The sequence below is a fragment of the Bradyrhizobium sp. USDA 4011 genome, from assembly GCF_054063415.1.
Genome location: NZ_JBSSGG010000001.1, coordinates 6,019,732 through 6,039,412 on the forward strand (window position 1 = coordinate 6,019,732; position 19,681 = coordinate 6,039,412).

General features: G+C 58.1%; 13 protein-coding genes. 6 read left to right on the forward strand and 7 right to left on the reverse strand.

Annotation, left to right across the window (positions count from 1 at the left end):
* The 4 genes from ACVW1C_RS28380 to ACVW1C_RS28395 all read right to left on the reverse strand — a co-directional run bounded on the left by ACVW1C_RS28380 (position 1) and on the right by ACVW1C_RS28395 (position 5,215).
* Entirely contained in the window at positions 1-708 is a 708-nt protein-coding gene (locus tag ACVW1C_RS28380; protein WP_456761166.1) for a helix-turn-helix transcriptional regulator, read from the reverse strand.
* Between the two features lie 36 nt (positions 709-744).
* Positions 745-1,551, reverse strand: a complete 807-nt coding sequence (locus ACVW1C_RS28385) for an alpha/beta fold hydrolase (protein WP_456763197.1) — start codon at positions 1,549-1,551, stop codon at positions 745-747.
* 339 nt (positions 1,552-1,890) lie between these two features.
* Entirely contained in the window at positions 1,891-3,420 is a 1,530-nt protein-coding gene (locus ACVW1C_RS28390; protein ID WP_456761167.1) for an MBL fold metallo-hydrolase, read from the reverse strand.
* A 7-nt stretch (positions 3,421-3,427) separates the two neighbouring features.
* Positions 3,428-5,215, reverse strand: a complete 1,788-nt coding sequence (locus tag ACVW1C_RS28395) for a hypothetical protein (protein WP_456761168.1) — start codon at positions 5,213-5,215, stop codon at positions 3,428-3,430.
* A 541-nt stretch (positions 5,216-5,756) separates the two neighbouring features.
* Between ACVW1C_RS28395 and ACVW1C_RS28400 the strand changes: the two genes are divergently transcribed.
* The 6 genes from ACVW1C_RS28400 (at position 5,757) to ACVW1C_RS28425 (ending at position 17,158) form a co-directional block, all read left to right on the forward strand.
* Entirely contained in the window at positions 5,757-9,644 is a 3,888-nt protein-coding gene (locus tag ACVW1C_RS28400) for an AAA family ATPase (RefSeq protein WP_456761169.1), read from the forward strand.
* Positions 9,645-10,500: 856 nt separating this feature from the next.
* The gene (locus ACVW1C_RS28405) at positions 10,501-14,001 is read left to right on the forward strand and encodes a S8 family serine peptidase (protein WP_456761170.1); all 3,501 of its coding nucleotides are present in this window, start codon (positions 10,501-10,503) and stop codon (positions 13,999-14,001) included.
* Positions 14,002-14,057: 56 nt separating this feature from the next.
* Positions 14,058-15,521, forward strand: coding sequence for an MBL fold metallo-hydrolase (locus ACVW1C_RS28410; protein WP_456761171.1), 1,464 nt, complete (start codon positions 14,058-14,060; stop codon positions 15,519-15,521).
* A gap of 890 nt (positions 15,522-16,411) precedes the next feature.
* Entirely contained in the window at positions 16,412-16,705 is a 294-nt protein-coding gene (locus ACVW1C_RS28415) for a helix-turn-helix domain-containing protein (RefSeq protein WP_456761172.1), read from the forward strand.
* Complete coding sequence (locus ACVW1C_RS28420) at positions 16,702-16,887, forward strand: hypothetical protein (RefSeq protein WP_456761173.1); 186 nt, start codon at positions 16,702-16,704, stop codon at positions 16,885-16,887. The genes ACVW1C_RS28415 and ACVW1C_RS28420 overlap by 4 nt, the downstream gene beginning before the upstream one ends.
* On the forward strand, positions 16,880-17,158 hold the full coding sequence (locus tag ACVW1C_RS28425) for a hypothetical protein (RefSeq protein ID WP_456761174.1): 279 nt from the start codon (positions 16,880-16,882) through the stop codon (positions 17,156-17,158). The genes ACVW1C_RS28420 and ACVW1C_RS28425 overlap by 8 nt, the downstream gene beginning before the upstream one ends.
* Here ACVW1C_RS28425 and ACVW1C_RS28430 read toward each other — a convergent pair.
* From ACVW1C_RS28430 to ACVW1C_RS28440, 3 genes are all read right to left on the reverse strand, one after another.
* A complete protein-coding gene (locus ACVW1C_RS28430; RefSeq protein ID WP_456761175.1) occupies positions 17,133-17,504 on the reverse strand; it encodes a GIY-YIG nuclease family protein in 372 nt (123 codons plus the stop codon). The two genes, ACVW1C_RS28425 and ACVW1C_RS28430, sit on opposite strands and share 26 nt — an antisense overlap.
* Positions 17,473-17,907 carry a hypothetical protein gene (locus ACVW1C_RS28435; protein WP_456761176.1) on the reverse strand — a complete coding sequence of 145 codons (435 nt, stop codon included), beginning with the start codon at positions 17,905-17,907 and terminating at the stop codon, positions 17,473-17,475. The genes ACVW1C_RS28430 and ACVW1C_RS28435 overlap by 32 nt, the downstream gene beginning before the upstream one ends.
* A gap of 1,196 nt (positions 17,908-19,103) precedes the next feature.
* The gene (locus ACVW1C_RS28440) at positions 19,104-19,550 is read right to left on the reverse strand and encodes an SET domain-containing protein (RefSeq protein ID WP_456761177.1); all 447 of its coding nucleotides are present in this window, start codon (positions 19,548-19,550) and stop codon (positions 19,104-19,106) included.
* Positions 19,551-19,681: the final 131 nt, after the last annotated feature.

The following is a 19,681-nucleotide window of genomic DNA, read 5'->3' on the forward strand; positions in this document are numbered from 1 at the left end:
CTACAGCGAGATGACTCCGTTCTGAATCGCCATCACGACAGCCGTGATACGGTTGCAGGCGCCCAATTTTCTGATCGCATTCGACAGGTGAAATTCGACGGTCTTTTCGGAAGTCGCGATGATCTCGCCAATCTCCCAGTTCGTCTTTCCCTCCTTGCACCAGCGTAAGCACTCGACTTCTCGTCCGGTCAGGTGCAGCGCGCGCGGCTCGGGTTTTGCCTGCAACTCTCCCAGTTTGAGTCGATACTGCACGGCCACGCCATAAATTCGTCCGAACGTATCTGGATTCGGCTTGCGCTGGTCCCTCAAGCTAAGACTGATCAGATCGACATCTCCACCCGGTCCGTGCAGCGGGATCGTGACGCCCGAATGGACGCCGAGCTCCTTGCATTCCTGCAAGAAGATCTTCTGCTTGCGGTCCAAATTTGTCCGGGCGCAAAGATCGTCCCAACTGAACGGACGTCTGGCATGCTGGATCTGTTGCACGACCGGATCGATCCGATCCCATTCGTGTATCCTGTACGTGTCTAGATATCCCGTCGGGAAGCGGTCCCAAGGGATCGACTGCAAACGGTTGTTTCGTGCTTTCGCGAACACGGCATTCTGATAGCCCTCCGCTTCGACGGCTTTCAGAAACAGGTCGAGCAGTTCGGTGTCTGAAACAATCGGAAAAGTAGCGTCAATGAAATCATCTACATTGGCGACCATATGGCATCCCCCTTAAACGCCCATGCTCCCCGGCAATTAGTCTACATATTTCAAAAACCTTCCCATCCATCTATTGAATGCATCGGGGCTTTCCCAATGCGCCGCATGCCCAGCCTCCATCAATATTGGTCTGCGCAACCAGAGGTGTCTATAGGTAAGTTTACGGATATGTTCGATACGTACGAAGACATCGCGCCGTCCTTGGATAATCGCCAGCGGCTTGGCGCATCTGGCGACGGACGCGATCTCGTCCCGCCCCCGTCCGGCCAGACCATTGCGGACCATCCAGTAGCGGGCTCTGCCGTCCGTTCGCTCGATCATCGCCGCAAGGCGGCTACGTCGATCGAGGGGCTTGCCAAGCATGGCCGAACCATAGGCCGTGACGTCTGCAGGCGTAAAATCGCGCTTGCCCGCGAGGTCCATCACCTTTGATGAGAGAAAGCCGTCAGCGACGCCGGCGGGACTCAACCGAATCGGCGGGGTTCCCGAAATCAGAAGCGAGCGGACGGCGCTCATGCGGGACCACATCTCGATGCCGATGTGGCCGCCGAGTGACCAACCGATCACGTGGAAGCTGGATATATCGAGGTGGTCCATCACTCCCTTCAGAGCCGCGGCATAGCCCGGGAAGCTGTAAGTCCTCGTGGCTGCGACGGCATCCGAAGAGCTGCCATGGCCGGGGAGGTCAGGGATGATGACGGTATGCCCGCGCCTCGTCAGGTAGGCTTCCTGGTGAAGGAAGATTTCCTTGCAAGAGGAGTTGCCGTGTATCAGCAGGACGGCCGGTCCCTTGCCTCGGTGAACGCGCACGGCAAGCGAATTTCCGCCAAGACGAATCTTCATATCGAGCACGAATGTTCTCCGTCCTTCGTGAGTGCCCAGCAGCATGATCACCGCCGAAGGCTGCGAATCCCTTCCCTTTTGTCTTCATCTGTGGCCAGACAACGCGCTTCGAACAACCTAGGGAATGCCCCAGTGGCCGCAACGTCCAGGTCCCGCTTCGTCGCCCGAACTCGGACGACTTGCGGTTGTTTGGAGGCATCGCATCTGTTCGATTGAGTTAAGGCCCGCAGGCGGCAGGCGGGCATGGTTGCTCGCCAAGGGGCGGATCGGATCGCAGCTACCGCTTGCGCCAGGCGGGAACGGCGTTGTTGAGTTGGCTTCCCTTGGCCGTCGGCGAAGTTAGATGCGCAGACGATATTCGATCGCCACCTTTCCCTCCTCATCTTCGATGTCGAAAACGTCATCGAGGAAGCTGTCCCAGTCTGATCTCGACAATTCTCCAGCCTTCCCTGATCGGTGGCGAGCCTCCGTGACGAGAAAGTCCCTATCCCTGTCACCACGAATCACGCGGCCGCCGGTCTTTTGCTCAAGTCGCTTGTTCAATGAGGGAAAAGGCATATTCCACTTCTTTACGTCCCGCGCGAAGCGCTCGTCGACCGGCACAAAAGCGACCAGTCCGGGATGATTCATCAACTCCAATCCGCGCTCACGCAGCGTGGCATTATGGCTGCCGTGATGGCCTACTTTGTAAACGACTGTTCGGGCGAGAAGTTTTTCGGCGGTCACGCGTCCTGGATCGCTCTGTTCGGCCTCTGGAGGCCACACGTAGTCTCCCCACGACATCCAACTACCGACCTGCGCGTCACCAGGGAAAAGCAGCACCTTCCCGCCCCGAAGTTCGAAGGCTAAGGCAAGACTGGTGTTGTTGGTGTCCGAATCGAGTCTTAAGGCTAGGGTTTCGGCGGCGCCCAGCCAGTCCGTATCAATACGTCGCCATTCCGCGTCGGGATCGTTGTATTTCGCTCGAGATGTACGAATTCCTTCAGCTCGAGCACCAACCGCATCGTTTGCGATAAGTTCGCGCGTTGCGAACGGCATACCAAGCTTTGATTGGGCCATGTCGACGCCCGCCACCGGCGATAGCGCCGCCACCAGGAACATATCCACCTCGGGACCATCTCCGGCGAGCTCGTAAACTTCCCGTCCCCGTTTACTGGGACGACTCCGCTTCAGCATCTTTTCATCGCGTGGTGGACCCAGCACATAAACCGAAAGCTGGTCACTATCCATTGGGCGGATGACGGCGCCGCCGGGGGAGAGAAACTTTACGGTCTCGGCCTTGGCACGCAATCGGTCCAGGATCGACGTTGTGCGTTCTGCCGCAGGCAGCATGTAACCCGGTTGGTCAGCTCCGACGAACGCCATCAGTCCCGTGAGGCCATCCAGCGGCATCGAAGCAGAAGAGGGCTCAGACTCTTCCTCCTCTGCAGCATCGGGATCGAATTCAGGGGCGAGGAGGGCTGTGAGAGCGCTGAAGCTACGATCGATCACCCGCATAGCCTGCTCACGCCCCTCGCGGAGGCGTCGAGCTTGTTCGTCCCGACGATCCTCGGTCCACGCGAGCCAAAGCTGTCCCACCGAAATCGATGCAAACTCCTCTGCGGCCTGCTCGAAGCCAGATAGATGATCCCAGTGTTCGTGGGTGACAATCAAAACGTCTATTCTATTGGTTTGTTTGCGGATGTCGCTCATGATGCGCTTTGCCCGGGATGCGGCGTCGGGCATTCCCTGCAGAATTCCGCAATCAATCAGGATATGGAACGCACCCTCAGTTTGGGGGAGCCGCAACAGGAAACAGTCTCCGAGGATGTCGCGATACATCCGAATTGCAACATTCCCTGCCGATGATTGCACATTTTGATCACGCATATCGTGCTCACAGCATTCTGTGGAGAAAAGCGAAGGGCTCGCGGCGGCCCGCGGCGTCGTAATAGGTGGCGCCAAGCGATTCGCTCTGTGCGCCGAACTGAAACGCTCGTTGAGCCTCGAGCCGGGCATCGCTATCGATATCCTTGACGATGCAGCAGCGGACCTGGCGTGTCCGAAGATCGACGATGAGCGTGGCACCGCCGCGAAAGGTGAAGTCCGCCCTCACACCCGGGATCCGCCCCTGTCGCTCGACCTCTTGTTGGAGCTCCGCGGTGCGATAGCCTCTGCGTTCCTGGGTTATCTCGATGATGATCTGGGGCTCAAGCTGTCCATCGGGACCCACGCGATTGGCAACACGCACGGACTGGACCTCGAAACGCGGTCCTTTCAACTCTCTGGAGCGCCGGATCGTAACCTTCGCGTTGGACCGGAGCCACAGTCCCATGGCTCTGATTGCCTCATGCGATATCTCCGCATTCGAAACGAGCCAGTTCGCCAGATTCCTTTTCCTGAGCTCCTCTGTCCGGAATATGTCGCGCCGCTTCCCGCGATATGAAAAGTCTTGCTTGGTTAGCCAGCCAATGCTGATGGGCGCCTCGGGAGGCTCCCAGATCAGGTTCTCAACCGACAAAGACCTTATGTCCTTAGGGTAGATGCCGCGGCGGCGAAATGCCTCGATGAAGGCGAGCCGATATCCGCGTACGTCGTCAGCAACTAGATCGGCGTCGGCCGTGATGATAGCGCGCAGGTAGTCGCCGAAAGTGACGTCGACAGGCGGAAGATAATCCAACGCACGGATACACATTCGCAGGACATGCCCCGCCGACTTCGTGGCCTCGACGGTCAGCCGACCGACCAAATCGGGATGGAGGTCGGAAGAAGGAAACCGATCTGCGTTGCCGGTTGTCAATCTGAGCAAATCAGCGACGCGGGACTTGTAGATCGATACGAAGGCGTCGAACACAGCCGCCACTAAAATAGCGCCCCTCTCGTGAGGTTCGGTCGTGCGATCGAGCGCCGTTGGATCAGGTAGATTGGTGACAGGATCCACCTCGTCGATCGCATCCCGGAGCGCATGGTGTCGCCCGATCGCTTCGCCAAACTGTCGCGCGAGCCCACTCAGAAGCGAGCGTTGGCCAAGGTCGCCGCGCAAGTGCGAAATCTGATGTCGAACGGATTCGGGCAAGGTGAAGTGCTGAAACAATGCGACGATGTCAGCAAACGCCTCATGGAAGGCCAGCGAATCAATGTTGCTCGCTTCGATGAACCGTCGATGCATTCCATCGAGAATTGCGTGGGCGGTTTCGTGGGCAAGCACGTCGTGCGAGAGGCAGGTGAAGACGACGCCACCAGGAAGGTTGCGGCCGGCGTCTCGCGTCGAAGCTCGAAAATAGCCGAACAGCAAAGCGACCTTGGAGGGGCTGTAGTAAGCGTTTGCCTCGCGCAATGCGTGAGGATAGATGCGAAGCTTCTCCACAAAACGTTCGCCGCTTTTGCCGATCGAGCGCCAAGGTCGAGGAGCCCAGAGCACCTTTCGCCCAAGAGCGCGTTCGAAATTCCGAATCGTCATCATTGCGACGGCGTAAGCCATCTGCTGATGGAATTTAGGGTTCCCCTCCGAAGGAGCAAGCCCGTCCTGAACCAGCAGTGCCACCTCATCGAGCTGCACCGCCGGGTAGAAGCCGCCGCTGGCCGGGTCCACGTCGATGACTTCGACGTATTCTCCGCTTGGGCCTTCAGCCAACTCTTCCCAAGGAAGCTGCACCCGCGCTTCGTTAATCACGGCGGTCTGCATATCCAGCGACGCCGACGGATCGAACGCATAGATCCGTAGACGTCGGAAGGGAGGAGGATTGCCTGGTTGTCTGGTTCCTGCCGGCATCGAGAGGGGCCTGGTAGATACAGATACACCACTCTAGCAGCCATGACGTCCCGGTATCCTAGGCGTTTCCCCAGCTTGCCTTCAGTTACGGAAACGTTGTCTCCACATCGACAGCTCGGTATTCCGTCGTTGGCCAGCGACCCTGCCTTCGGATGTGGACCAGCGACCCTGGGGCCGAATTACACGAGCCGCGAAGGACGGGAGCGATGTCTGAAAACGAGCAAGATCTGGAGTTGAGGGTATTTCGAATCCACGCGCCGGCGCAGAAGGCCCTGCGAGAAATCCTTAATGCACCGCAAACGAGCGCGGATGTCTTCTATGCGGTCAGACGCTGCGTCATCCCAAGTGCATGTTTTCCGCTGCACAATTTATTTGAACAGTCCCGCATGCCTGGTTTGAGATTGAGAAAAGCCGGAAGGTGGGCACAGACCTCTAAACATGACGCGGAACCGAAATGCCGATATCGCTGAGCGAAGCAACGGCCCAGTTGCTCAAGGGCGCGCCTCTGTCCTGGACGAAGTTCGAAAATCACAAAGCGGGTTCGTTAACGCTCAATACGCCCGGTGCAAGACGGCTTTTAAAGTTTCTCGTCGAACAAAGCCCTTCAAAAGTCGCTGAGGCGAACGAGGCGCTTTTTCCAGGCCTCATCGCCGCATGGGAAGCCACCGATGATCCCGCATCATCGACGGCAACCAAAATGGATGTCGACGCTGGTGGCGTTTGGAGGCTAGTTCGCATCGAAGCCAAGAACTTCGCGGGTCTGACGACTTGGGACGGTCCATCTTTCGACATGAGTGTCGGCGGTGAGAACTGGTGTTTAGAGGGGCAAAACGGATGTGGGAAGACGTCTCTAAGCAACGCCATCCTATGGGCGATGACGGGAAAGCGCGTTCGTGAACAGGATGGACTTGTCGATGAATTAGGAGAACGATCACCGGTCAACGGCCCTGGAGGAAAAGAGGTCGGCTCCTGGCCCTCCATTGTTTCTTACCCCAAAACGGTTGCAGAGCTCGCGAAGGAGGCCATTGCTTGGGTACGGCTCACCTTCGAGAACGAGAAAAATGAGAAAGCGCTGGCGGAACGTGAACTCAAGTCGCCTAAAGAGGGGCCGGCCTCGATTGGCGTATCAGTCGACGCGCGGCTGACGACGATTCCCCAGCTGCTTGAGACCGGGCTCCTGATGCCCGCGCGAATCCCTCGGATAGGTTTCGGCGACAAAAGCCAATCGCTCTACGAGGCCGTAAAGCTTCTCACAGGCCTCGATCAACTTGGGGATATCGCCGACGGCGCGGCAAAATTCGGTAATAAGTCCCAGCGCTTTTACAAATATGCAAAAGATCAAGGCATTGATGCGATCATAGGCTCGTTCACCACGAGCATCGGAAAGGCAGAAATCCATGCCAAGGCCCTGGCGATGGACCTCTCCAGGTTGCGGACGCTCGGCGAGCAGGATCATCATAAATCCCTTCTTGAGGCTGCGAAGACAGCTGCTGCTCAGGCTGCCGAACACATCGCAACCCTCAAGAGCGAGATCTCGGATAACCTGGACACCAGCGTTGCCGCCGTTCGAGCGCGGGTAAAGCAAGCTGTAGAGAGCGCTCGCGCCATCACGAAACTCGGCGTTGATGGAATTATACAATTTGAAGCCTGGGTGTCTTTGAGAGAAGCCCTGAAGGATGAGAAGTTCAGGTCAATTCCTGCGGCTATAGAAGAAGCAAAAAAGAAACTCGCAGAAGCCGTGCATTGGCATGAGCGACAGCGCGAAGACGCGAGGTTGAGACTTAAGGCACTGGCGGCACAATACTTCGTTGAGCCGGAAGATGACGCGCTTGCGATTTGTCCGCTTTGCGAGGGGCAGCTTGCAAGCGAGCAGCAAAAGAATCTTGCTGCTCAACTTGCGGAGTTGCGGGCGCATGCGTCAGTGGCGGAGCGCAAGATCGACGATGCCTGCGGCGCCATTGATCGGGAACTGAGAGCGCTGCTCACGCCCGCGATACGAAAGCATTTCGACCTGCTCCGGGTGATGGTTCCCAAAAACGCGTATTCTGATGCCGCGCGGCTGCGCTTCGCCACGAATGACGCATTCAGCGACGTTCTGACCGGCATTGCAAAACTGACGAACGAGATTGTCGATGAACAGGTCGCTGCCCTTCCGGATTTCTTCGCGTCAGACATAGAAGGGCTCGTGCCGGATACGTCCCAGTCGGTGACCGCCCTTCGGCAAACTGTTCACTCGCTTCAGGTCGTCTCTGACCTCGCTATTTGGTGGGAAGACAATGCAAGCGCTTTTCGAAACGCTTGGGCACAACTTATCGGCAAGACGGCGGAAAAAGACGATCCGCCGCCTCTTAGGTCCATCGTAGGCCAGCTGCACATCCTTGAGCAAGCAATCGAGAAGGCCGAACCGTTAGATGATCTCGCAGTCAGCTTGCAGACAGCCGCGGAAGCGGCAGAAAAGTGGGAGACCGTCCAAAAACATCAGCGTGTTCGCGAAGCGATCATTGAGGCGTTAGAGCCTCTCAAGGATCTGAAGCACCTCGTCGTTGCAGAAACTGCGAGATCGATAACGACACTTTCTGGCCGCATCCGGTCAGTCCTCGGCAAAATCCGTCTGAAAGAGCGTTTTCTGTTTCAAGACGCAGCGCTGGGGCGCAAAGCTATCAATGTGGAAGGCAGCTTCGAACCCGGTCTTCAAATCAATGCGTTATTGGTCGCCAACACGTCTTGGCTCCGTGCAATTATGTGGGCATTCGTTTTTGCGTTGCGCGAAGAAACGATCGAGACAGCAGGCTCCAATCCGATGCCGCTTGTGCTTTTGGATGACCCTCAAGTGACTTTTGACCCTCGCAACAAGCGAAAATGGGCGCAAGAGATCGCTCGTCTTGCCAACGCAGGTGCGGAAAATCCTCTCGGAATGCAACTGATCATGACGACGCATGAACGCCAGTTCTTCCAATTCGTCGTTGACGAACATCGCCTGAGCGGGCAGCAAGGCTTGGTCGCGCCGCTCAACAAGGCCTCGCCCGTCGCTACGATAGTCAACGGTACCAACGTCGACCGTTGGTACTACCAAGCCGAAGCCAATAACGATGATAGTATGGCTCGTCAGTTCATCGGCGCCATAAGGGTCTACGCTGAAGATTTGCTGAAGTGCATGATGCGGGCGGAAAGTCCGGAAATCGCGGATATGAGCCTTGATGCGTTGCGGAACGAATTGAAGCGCTTGCGCGAAGCGCACGTGGCGCCATTCAACCGACAGACGTTCAAAGAGCTCGTCGACCTGCTGGTTGGTGGCGGCGGCAAAGAAATGAACATAATCAACGATCCTCATCACAAGGATAACGAAACCCTGGGAGTCGCGCAGGCAGTCGATATCAAGAAGTTTTGGGATAGTAAGCTCCGGCCGAAGTTGCACCAGGCATTTCATGTGTGCGCTCAGTTCGAGGCGTTTTCTGGCGAGCCGCGAATGTTCTCATGGCAGGACAACGTTATTGCATTCCCGACCGGTCACAGAGACACCCTGAAGGCGCTTACGCTGATGAAGACGGGCGTGGCGGCGGCCGCCAAGTCGGACGGCAAAGCGGGCGATGGAATTGTCGCGCTCAGCGAGTGGCAATCAGGCGAACCGGTCAAACTCTTCAACCACGATGTCTATCAGCTGGCTGCCGGTACCCTCGATCCGGTCGCAGGCATTGGTGACTTCGTAATCGTTTCGAACTTTGCTCCCGTCACCAAACACAGCTTGGTCGTTGCAACCTTTGGCGATGAGTTATTGGCCCGCCGTCATAGCGAAACTGATCTTCACCCGACGATGGTTGTTTTGACGGCGCAAACACTCGAACCTCATCAACTCGCGCAGCCCCTGATCGCACCCAAGGAGAAGGTGCAGCAGAAAAAGATCGTCGGAACACTGTTTGTCTCCCATATTGCATCACCGCCGCCCAACATCGCCAGTCAGGAGGTTGTGGCGGTGAACGATTTGGCTCTGGTAGAAAAGACATTATCAAATGCGCGCCTATTCCAGGTACAGGGTAGAAGTGCTGAGCCGATCGCGCTGGACGGGCAGTTTCTTGCCACTCACCCTGCCACGTTTGGCCCCGACACATTGAAGCGGCTCGAAGGCCGGCTTGTTGTGGCGGTGGACGAGACCGGCGAACGGTATTTTAAGCGGTTGCGTGTTCACGGCAGTCTCGTTGTATTGGAAAGCTTGAATCCGGATGGAACGACGGCTGCGCAATTGCTCAGTTTGGATGGCGCGCATGGCCTGCCGAGATTGACTGACCTGTTAGAGGTCGTAGGTGTGCTGTTCGAGCTTCCGGATCAAGCAAAGAAGGGCGACTAGGGAGCGTTCTTAAAAAGGGGGCGACATGGCCTTGGTCAAATAGTGGTGCGCGATGCACACCGCGGAGGCCAATCACAGTGGTGAGTGCTGTCACGACGCCGGCGGCGCCGGGCCACCGCCCCGCAATCTCGCTCAGCCGTGAGGACTCGTTGGAGCGGCTTGATTGTCCAGAATGTGGCCTGGGCATGTGGCTCGAAGAGCCGCAGTGTGGATCGGCGTGACCGGATGAGTTTTTCGCGAATAAAGGGCGGCTGGCTGATGTTGCTGCGAGCCCTGACAATGCCAAAGCCGCATGCAGTCGAACGGTACGCCAAGGAATCTCTGAAGGAGAGGAGGAAAACGTCGACGCACGACATTGGGCGATGCAGTTCACGGCGTCTCTTTGATATCGAATGGTTATCAGCTCACGTGCCTCGGCCGGGACCGGAGGTCGGTATCGTGCACCGCGGCAACGCATTTGGTTTGAGGCCGGCTCACCTGGGTCCGCTGATCCTGACAGGCTGGACTATTCCAAGGCTCTAAAGATGGACGAAATCTGGATTGCCGTTGGTGCCCGTGACCCCTTTCGCTGGCATCTCAAATTCCACACCGAGAAACAGGGATGGAACGTCTACGTTACGGGTCCGAGGCTGTACGCGAAACGCGAAGCAAGCATTGGGAAGGAGCGGGGCGGCCCTTGCACCGGCCTTCTACGGCGGCGCTCGTCACGCCGAGTGGTTTTTCTGAGCGAGGCTGTGACGCGGTTCGGCGCGCTCACCTAGGGAGGCGCCCAGTAGTCAGCCGGCTCAACTGCTGATTTCGTTGTGCTCGTGAGCGGTCTCCGCCCTTGGCGGAGCCCTGCAGCTCGGGATCGATGATGAGCGATGCAAGCGGCAAAATGCGGTTTCTGGTGAAGGCGGCAGGCTCGCCGACAGCGCCGATCGCTCTGGCTACGGGACCCGCCGTTGAAGTGACGGCGAAACCGCTTTTTCAAAGCATCGGCAGGGGGGCGGGGCTTGGAGCCGCGACACCCGCCAACTGGCTCATCGTCGAGGCGGATGCTCCTCATGCGGACGCAGCCGCGGCCTGGGATGCGTGTCATGAACTGGTCGCGAAAGGGCAGGCGCTCGCGGCGGGTGGAATCCGATTTGCCGAGCCGGATTTGGAGCAGCAATGGCCGATTGGCAAACCGCCATTGGTCGAGGAGACGCTTGCACTGCGCACGGGTGCACCGAACGATCAAGATCCGCATTACCCGCGCGAAGCCGACAATTACTGGTTTGCGGATCGCGATCACGGCCAGTTTTCCGCATTGGGGCAATCCGATCCGGGCGACGGCCATAGGATCCGGATTGCTCACCTCGATACCGGCTTTGATCCGGACCACGCGACCTGCCCGAAGTTCATCCGAGGCCAGAAGAATTTCGTCGACCCTGACCTCCCCGACGATGCAAGGGACCGCTCATCGGGTCTGTTCAATAATTTCAGCCACGGCACCGGTACGATTAGCATTCTTGCGGGAGGAGGCGGATCAGGCGTGAGGCCGTTCGGCTGTGCGCCGAACGCGGAGATCATTCCCATTCGAGTGGCGAACCGCGTGATTCTGTTCCGCAACAGCGCGATTGCGCAAGCGTTCGATCATGTCCACGGCCTGTGCAGGACGCCATCGACGTTCGTTCATGTCGTCACGATGAGCATGGGAGGCGTGCCGTCGCAGGCCTGGGCAGAAGCTGTGAATGCCCTTTATGATGCTGGCGTCTTCGTGGTGACGGCCGCCGGCAACAACTACGGCAATTTCCCGACCCATCTCATAGTCTATCCGGCGCGATTCAATCGGGTGGTTGCCGCTTGCGGCGTCATGGCGGATGGGGCCCCCTACGCCGATCTGGCGGCGTCGTTGATGGCGGGTGATTACGGCCCGGACAGCAAGATGGCAGGAGCCTTAGCCGCCTACACACCCAATGTTCCCTGGGCCAGATTCGGAGAACCGAGCATCGTCGATTTCGATGGAGCAGGCACGTCCGCCGCAACGCCTCAGATCGCCGCCGCAGCGGCGACCTGGATCCAGGTAAATCGGCGTCTCTACGAAGGAGTAGCGGAGCCGTGGCAAAGGGTCGAACTGATCCGCAATGCGCTATTCGAATCCGCAGCTCACGACCGGACCCGTGCGAAATATCTCGGGGCCGGAAGATTACGCGCAAAGGACGCGTCTACCTGGATACCGCATGGCCACATGGAGAAGCAGCCCGAAGACGATGCCAGCTTTTCCATGGCCCACCTCGTGTTCGGACTGGCGGCCGCAGGACCGCTGAAGCAACCGATGTTGGACCTTGAACTCTGCCAGGTCCTGCAGAAGACCGGCCTTGATTCCAAATTGGCGGACCGACCGGCGCGGGCCGCGCTCGGTGCCGTGGTGGCTGAGATACTGGCAAGCCCGCTCGCTTCGGAGACGTTAAAGAAGGCGTTGATGAATGCGCCAATTGCGGCGGCGAGCGCAAAGGCGCCGGCGACCACGCATTCCGCCGCGATGACGCCAATGGATCAGCTCAACATTCAGCTTGCGCTCGAACCTCCATTGCCGGTTCCTCCGGTCCGGAAGCTGCGCGTCTTCGCCTACGACCCGACTCTGCAGACCGATCCTCAGATGTTCGGCATCAATGAAGCAACGGTATCAGTTCCCTGGGAAACCGATCTGACCGAAGGTCCGACCGGAGAATATCTCGAGGTGGTGGACGTCGATCCGGCAAGCAAATGTTGCTACGCTCCGGTGGATCTCAATCATCCCCATCTTCTCGCGATGAACGGACATGCCCCATCGGAGGCGAACCCTCAATTTCACCAGCAGATGACCTATGCGGTAGCGATGCGAACCATCACGCGGTTCGAGCGCGCACTCGGGCGAAGAGCGCTCTGGGCGCCACGGATGGTACGGGGGCCGGACGGGAACGCGGTCGACCGCAAATTCGTGCAGCGCCTACGTGTCTATCCCCACGCGTTGAGGGAGAACAACGCCTACTACAGCAGCGCCCGCATGGCGCTTCTGTTCGGCTATTTCACCGCGCAAGACGGCGATGTCGGCACATCCCTGCCAGGATCGCAGGTCTTCTGCTCAGTCTCGCATGACATCATCGCACACGAGACGACCCACGCACTGCTCGACGGTCTCCATCCCAGATACCAGGAGGCGACCAACCCGGATATGCTCGCGTTCCACGAGGCATTTGCGGATATCGTGGCGCTATTTCAGCACTTCACGATCCCGGAAGCGCTCCTCCAACAGATCAAGCACACACACGGCGACCTCGGCCAAGAAAGTCTGCTGGGACAGCTCGCTGTGCAGTTCGGACAGGCCAGCGGGATGCACGGGCCACTACGGAGCGCGATCGGCAAGAACGTGAAGGGGAAGTGGCAAGCCATCAAACCCAGCAAGAAGGATTATGACACGCAGAAGGCCACCGCCGATCCGCACCTTTTGGGCTCGGTGTTGGTCTCCGCTGTGTTTGCGGCGTTCGAAACAATCTATCGGGGACGGAGCGCAGACCTTGTGAGGCTGGCGACCAATGGCACAGGCGTGTTGCCGCAAGGCGAGATCTCGCACGATTTGGCATTGAGACTGGCCGCCGAGGCGTCCACGGTTGCGGACCAGGTTCTCAACATCTGCATCCGCGCATTGGACTATTGTCCGCCGACCGATCTGACGTTTGGCGAATACCTGCGAGCATTGATCACAGGCGATCGTGATCTGGTACGCGAAGACACCCGCGGCTACCGCGTTGCCTTCATCTCCGCCTTTCGCGATCGCGGCATCTATCCGAAGGACGTCGCCCATCTAGCCGAGGATAGCCTGGTGTGGAGGAGACCGCCAGCCATCGATGATGAAATGGCGCGCGATTTCGCGGCTCTCGTTAAGTCTTTGGACCTCGATTGGAATCTGAATTCGGTCCGTCGGAATGCATATGAGACCTCAGAGCGGAACCGTTTCAAGGTCTGGAAATGGATATCCGATCCGAAGCGCGCGGCGCTGCTGTCTTCGCTTGGTTTCGAGAACGCAGCCGACAACGTGAAGATCGGTGAGATGGTCGGCGAGATGCGTCCGGTGGAGGTCCATTCGGTGCGGCCGTCGCGTAAGACGGCGCCGGACGGTTCCAGTCACGGTTGGTTGGTGATGGGGATCACGCAGACCTTCAGAGCGCAGCCTGATGCCGAGCGCTATCGCGGTGGGTGCACGGTGATGGTCGATCTCAACGACAATATGCCGGTCTACTTCATCCGGAAGTGTCTGCGCGGCTCGGCGGGCGCGATGGCCCAGCAGCAGCGCCAGATTGGCGGCCAGAGAGCGCGCAGCAGCGCGGGGCGCCGCGTACGTTTCGCCGGGTGATCCTCATCACGAGCGCGAGCAATTTGCTCTGCTGCACCGCGGCTGGGGGGCTTGAAATGGCCAAGAGGACCGCAAAGCACGCCAAGCGACCAAGTCACAGAAAATCTGCGGCAACGACCAAGACCGGCGCCATCAAGAACACTCGCGCGGCAAAGACGCCTCCAGCTGCAAAAAAGACGAAGCCGGCTGAGGGAACGCGACGCAAGACGCCGACCGAACGCACAGGCGATCCGAGGGCTCTGATCCGCATCTACAGACACGGGCTCGGGGATCGCATTCTTGTCCGGATTCCGCGCAAGAACGGGCCGATGTTCAAGCTGCTCATCGATTGCGGAGTGGCAGTAGCCCAAAAGCAGGGCGCGGAAAAAATGCAATCCGTGATGAGGGACATTCTGGACGTCACGCAAGGATCTGTGGATGCGCTCGCCGTGACCCATGAGCATTGGGACCACGTTTCCGGCTTCCAACAGGCGGAGGAACTATTCGACAAACTCACCGTCGGTCAGGTCTGGGTTGCCTGGACCGAGGATCCTAGCGATGACCTCGCGAAAAAGCTGCGCAAAGAACGCGCTCAGGCGCTCCAATTGGTGTCAGCCAGTGTCGATGCGTTGCGAGCGGCAGGAAACGAGCAGGGCGCCGATTCTGTTCTCGCCCTGACGGGCATGTTCGGCGCGGCAGGGGAGAAGACAAAGGCCGCATTCGACATTGCCAAGGCAAAGGCGGGAAGCGGGGCTCCCGTCTATCTCCATCCGGCCGATCCGCCCATCGTACCTGAAGGATGCGACTTCCGGATCTTCGTCCTTGGGCCGCCGCACGACGAGAAGGCCATCAAACACTTTAGCCCGTCAAAAAAGAATCCAGAGACCTATGAGCTAGCGCTCGACGGCAGTGGCGTGCTGCCGCTCGGTGTCATCGGCGCGCTCTCCGGGGACGGCGACGTCGTACCATTTCCACCGTCTTCCCGGATTCCGCTTTCCATGTCGGAAGAACATCGGTTCTTCCGCAAGGCCTATTGGACTGGAGCCGACTGGCAGCGGATCGACACGGAGTGGCTTGGCAACACCGACGAGTTCGCCCTGATGCTTCAATCGGCGACCAACAATACCAGTCTCGTTCTGGCCATCGAACTGGCGGGCGGGGACGTGCTGCTCTTCGCGGCGGACGCTCAAGTCGGGAATTGGCTCTCGTGGGAGGCGCTGGAATGGGGCACGGGCGCGGACCGCAGAACCGGACCGGGATTGCTCAAGCACACGATTTTTTACAAGGTCGGTCATCACGGCAGCCACAACGCCACTATGAAGGAGAAGGGGCTCGACTTGATGACCGGCTTGAAAACGGCGATCATCCCGGTCGACGAGGTCGTTGCCAAAAAGATGCGCTGGGGAGCAATGCCGCTGTCCTCCTTGGTGGCCGCGTTGTCGGATAGGACCCATGCGCGAACGCTGAGGACAGATAAGGCCCCTGAAGTCGCGCTATCAGGCGTTCAGGTCGATGATCTATACTTCGAGCTAGCAGTGTAGAATGTCGGAATTCGACAAAATCGCGATGAATGATGGCGAGCGAGGCGGCCCGTGCAGAGCGACGATACCGACGGGGACATGCCCTCCCAAGAGCAATCACAATTTCTACGGCGGACGCGATCGATGGAATCTATGCTCGAAGTATTTGGCGGATTGATCCGACGCATCCGGCGTACCTCGATCACGCTGAGACGCAAATAGTCGCGCTGCGAGCGCTGTAGCACGGCAGCTGCGGCCTCTTCGGCTTCACAAGCTGCCTTCCGTATGGATGGTTGGTGTCAAAAGTCGTCTTCGTTTTGCGGTTTCAACGCCCTTTCGCAGTGCAGCGGGAGACTGCGAACGCGAAGCTCGAAGCCACCGCACTAGGACTGTGGACATGAGAAGATTAGTGCTCTCTTCGAGATCACCTGCGAGCTTTGATCAGCGAAACGATCGCCCATGTGAACGGACAACGGATACCGCAGTTGGAGCCTAGCCCTGGAGTTGTCGTCCGGGTTTCGTCGCCCGACTAGGCGCTAGGCAAAATGAAAGAGTTCACATTCCTTGACAAATCTAATCGCCGCGAGTTGGTCCCCGCGTGGGCCTGCCATGCGTGATGCAATCTCGGTGGTCAAACAGGCATCGGCAGATTTTCTCGTGAAAGCGAAGGATGAAGAGAAGTTTCTACATCCTCTGACGGCGGAAATGAATTCGAAATGCTACTGAATGCGGATTCCGAGAAGATGGTGCGCATCGTACCGAGCTGATGGCGCGCAGTGTTCCGCAATGATCGCGCGCAGCATTCCGAGCATTTTAGGCGCAGCATTTCGATTTGATCGCGCGCAGTTACGGATGGTGTGAGGCCCGATCATTGGGCCATTTCTTCGGCAAGAAACAGTTTGGAGAATTGGATGCCGACGAGGAGGGTTATCATACGCCAGGTGCGCGAGATTGTCAGATTGAGCCTTGAGGCTGGGCTCTCGACGCGCGTGGTTGGTAAGCGTGTCGGCGTCGGGCCGACGACGGTACGGGATACGGTAAAGCGGTTTGTGCGCGCGGATCTGGCATGGCCAGTCCCGGAAGCGATAAGCCACACCGAGCTGGAGCAACTGCTGTACGGGGTACCTGGCGTGATGCCTGGTCGCCGCAAGGTGGCCGAGCTGACGGGTCCGTTATTGCCCGCGCGCTCAAGCGCAAGCATGTGACTTTGCAGGTGCTGTGGGACGAGTACATTGCGGATCGTCCGGATGGGCAGCGGTACAGCCGTTTCTGTGACTTGTTCGGCAACTGGGAAGACCGGCTGCCGCTGGTGATGCGTCAGCACCACGGCGGGGGCGGGAAATTGTTTGTGGACTATGCCGGCGACACGGTGCCGGTGGTTGATTAAGACTGGCGAGGTGCGTGACGCGCACATCTTCGTGGCGGTCATGGGCCCGTCCAGCTTGTCGTTCGCGCTTGCGACGTGGACCGAGCAGCTCGGCGACTGGATCGCGGGACACAATGCGGCCTTCAGCTTTTTTGGCGGCGCGACGCAACTCCTCGTACCCGACAACGCCAAGGTTGCGGTGATCAAGACCTGCCTCTATGACCCTATGGTCACACTTCGCGACAACGCAAAGGCGACTTTCGTCTTCAGCCCCCGCTCGCTGAAGCAATGAGTGTCCTGATGTCGTCTGTCAGCCGGAACCATTCGCGATTAGTGCGAGATGCTGCAAAGCGAGTGTGAAGCTCGCGCTCCAGCGATTGCGTGCCCGGAATGGTCAAGCGAATGATTGGCTCGACATGCGATGCCGTCCGAAGCGACCTCAGGCGGTGCTCCAGACACCTGGTAAATCCGATCTTCACGAATTCCAGATTGTCCGTGCTGATCAGGTAGACCACCGGACCGGATGATTTCACCGATTGGCCGTAGATCCCGTTGATGATACGGGCGCATTGGCGGCGCACATCTTGATCGAAGCAATCCCTCCGATCAGGTCGATCTTTTGAATAGCCATACGCCACGCGCCGCGGCGACCGTCTTCTCGTGAGCCGTCGGTTGCGTGCTGCCGCTCGCAAGGTTTGCGTAAGCAGCTCGCGAGGACATGACGGTGGATACGGCATCATCAATTGATATGATCGCGCGTTGCTTTAGTTGCCTGTCGTCAAACACGTGGCTCTCGTCACTGCAACCGGACTCCTCGGACAGCTCCTGATCCATTTCGCTTGGATCGAAGCGCGCAGCCAACCATCGGCGCGCGGTTTCCTTTTTCGCTTTGCGCAGCAACTGCTTTGCCTCTGCCCGCGGCATGTGTCGCAGATCATCGTTGTCGCAAAGGATGATCCAGTCTTCCGGCAACGAAAAAGGCGCGCCAAGATGCTCCAGCGTATCTGCCAATGCCCGAACCGCTTCCGTCACTTCCGGCATCGTGCAGCTCCGTGCGGGCGAGAGACTCAGTTCCATCTCGCCGACATTAGAATCTAGTGTGCGCATCCGCTGGATTCTAGTGCGTAACCCGCTTCGAGCTCCCTTGGCTGGGGATAACGCGACGAAAAGGCGGACGGGATCATCAATGGTACAGTTCACACTAGGCCATCGCTCGGCTGGCTCAAGGGCGTTCGGTTCGGTGAACGCGCCGGACGTCGTCAAAGCGACATCGCGGCGAGGGTACAGTAGCCTTCGCATCACGGCGCATGCTATTCATCGCTCGCCGATGCGCGCTATCTGAAGGGGCGCCACGAAGAATTGAGCGCCGCTTGCAGCTAGCTGATATATGTGCCGTATAAATGATTGGGTTTGCGCAGGCTAGATGGAGACTGCGAATCCTACCGCGACGTTGGTGCGCAAGGGCGACGCGACGCTGCAGCGGGCGTGAGCAACCAATGCCGCGAAATCTGATCCTTGAGATATCTCAGACCAAAGAGCGCGCACTGCATCATTCTGCGTGACCCAGGCTTGACTAAAGCCGCCCGACGAACCGAAGGCTGCCTCGAAGCCTTCCTAGTTATTAATTTATGGGAAGATTTAGTGGGGCATACCAGCGGGGCGCGCTCCTTGCCCGGCGCACTCGGTCGGCGCAAATCGCGTGCCGGAAGATGAGCTGAACAGGGAATGCAGGAAAGCAATGGGTTTGCCGGTAACGAACGGAGAGCCCACGTTAAACGGATTATAAACGCTGTGTACGAGATGATCTGCTGTGGTCGCTGTGGGTAATGGAGAAGCGCGGCGACATGCGCCGCCGCGCAAAATAATCAACCTACCAAGCCCGGCTCGGCGTTGAGCGCATAGTCCGCGCTGCGTGCGAAATTTGCGGTCTAGCCGAGCTTCTGGCAATCGTCGCAACGTGGCCTATTGGCGGACCCGGGTTTGCGGTGCGATTGCTTGATCTGTTTCCCGGCCGGGCGACAGGTTGACGATTCGTGCACCGCTCGCGCAGCGCTTACGTCGCACAAATCGCTTAGCTTCATGAACTGCTTTTGCACGCGATTACAGCGTGTCACGCGCTGAACGTCGCGAGTCCGCTCCAAAAGCGACACTGCTCCGCCGCGCGATTGGACGGCGAGGATTTTTAGGTTGTCGAGAGCTGCTCACTGAATCACTAGAACAACGCGTACGGCGCAGGATCAGCCTGTCGGAGCCGGCTCCGCGCCGCTTCGAAAGCAGGAGCTGGAGGTCGGCAATAGCTCCTTATTCCACGATAAGTCACACCCTGGATCGAAAGACAAGTAATCGCAAGTAAGTTCTTCACCAGGTCGTACGTCACGGGCTGTGAAAATTCTGCAATGATCGTCTTGATATGTGTTTGGATGACTGCTGTGATTCATGAAGCGAGCGTTGTCAGCATTATATTCTACGACACCGTCATTAACTTTGTGGTCTCTGGGATAGGCATGCTTATCAAGTAAAGCTTGAAATGTTGGAGCTAGAGCTTCGTATTGTTCGCGCGTCACCGCAATGTCAACGATCGGGTTGCGGATCCAAACTAACGTGCCTTTAGGCAAACGAGTCGCGGAGAAAAGTCCAATACCGCCAAACTGGTCTGGCTTCAAAATAGTTTCAACAATCAACATCGAAGAAAAAGTCTCCCAAAGTCACTAACACCCAGCAAGCTAACTGACGTGAGCTGCGAAATCTCCTGCACGAATTGGTGGGGTCTATCCGTGCTTCCATCACAATTTGGAGTTCCGCGGGATTGGTTTCG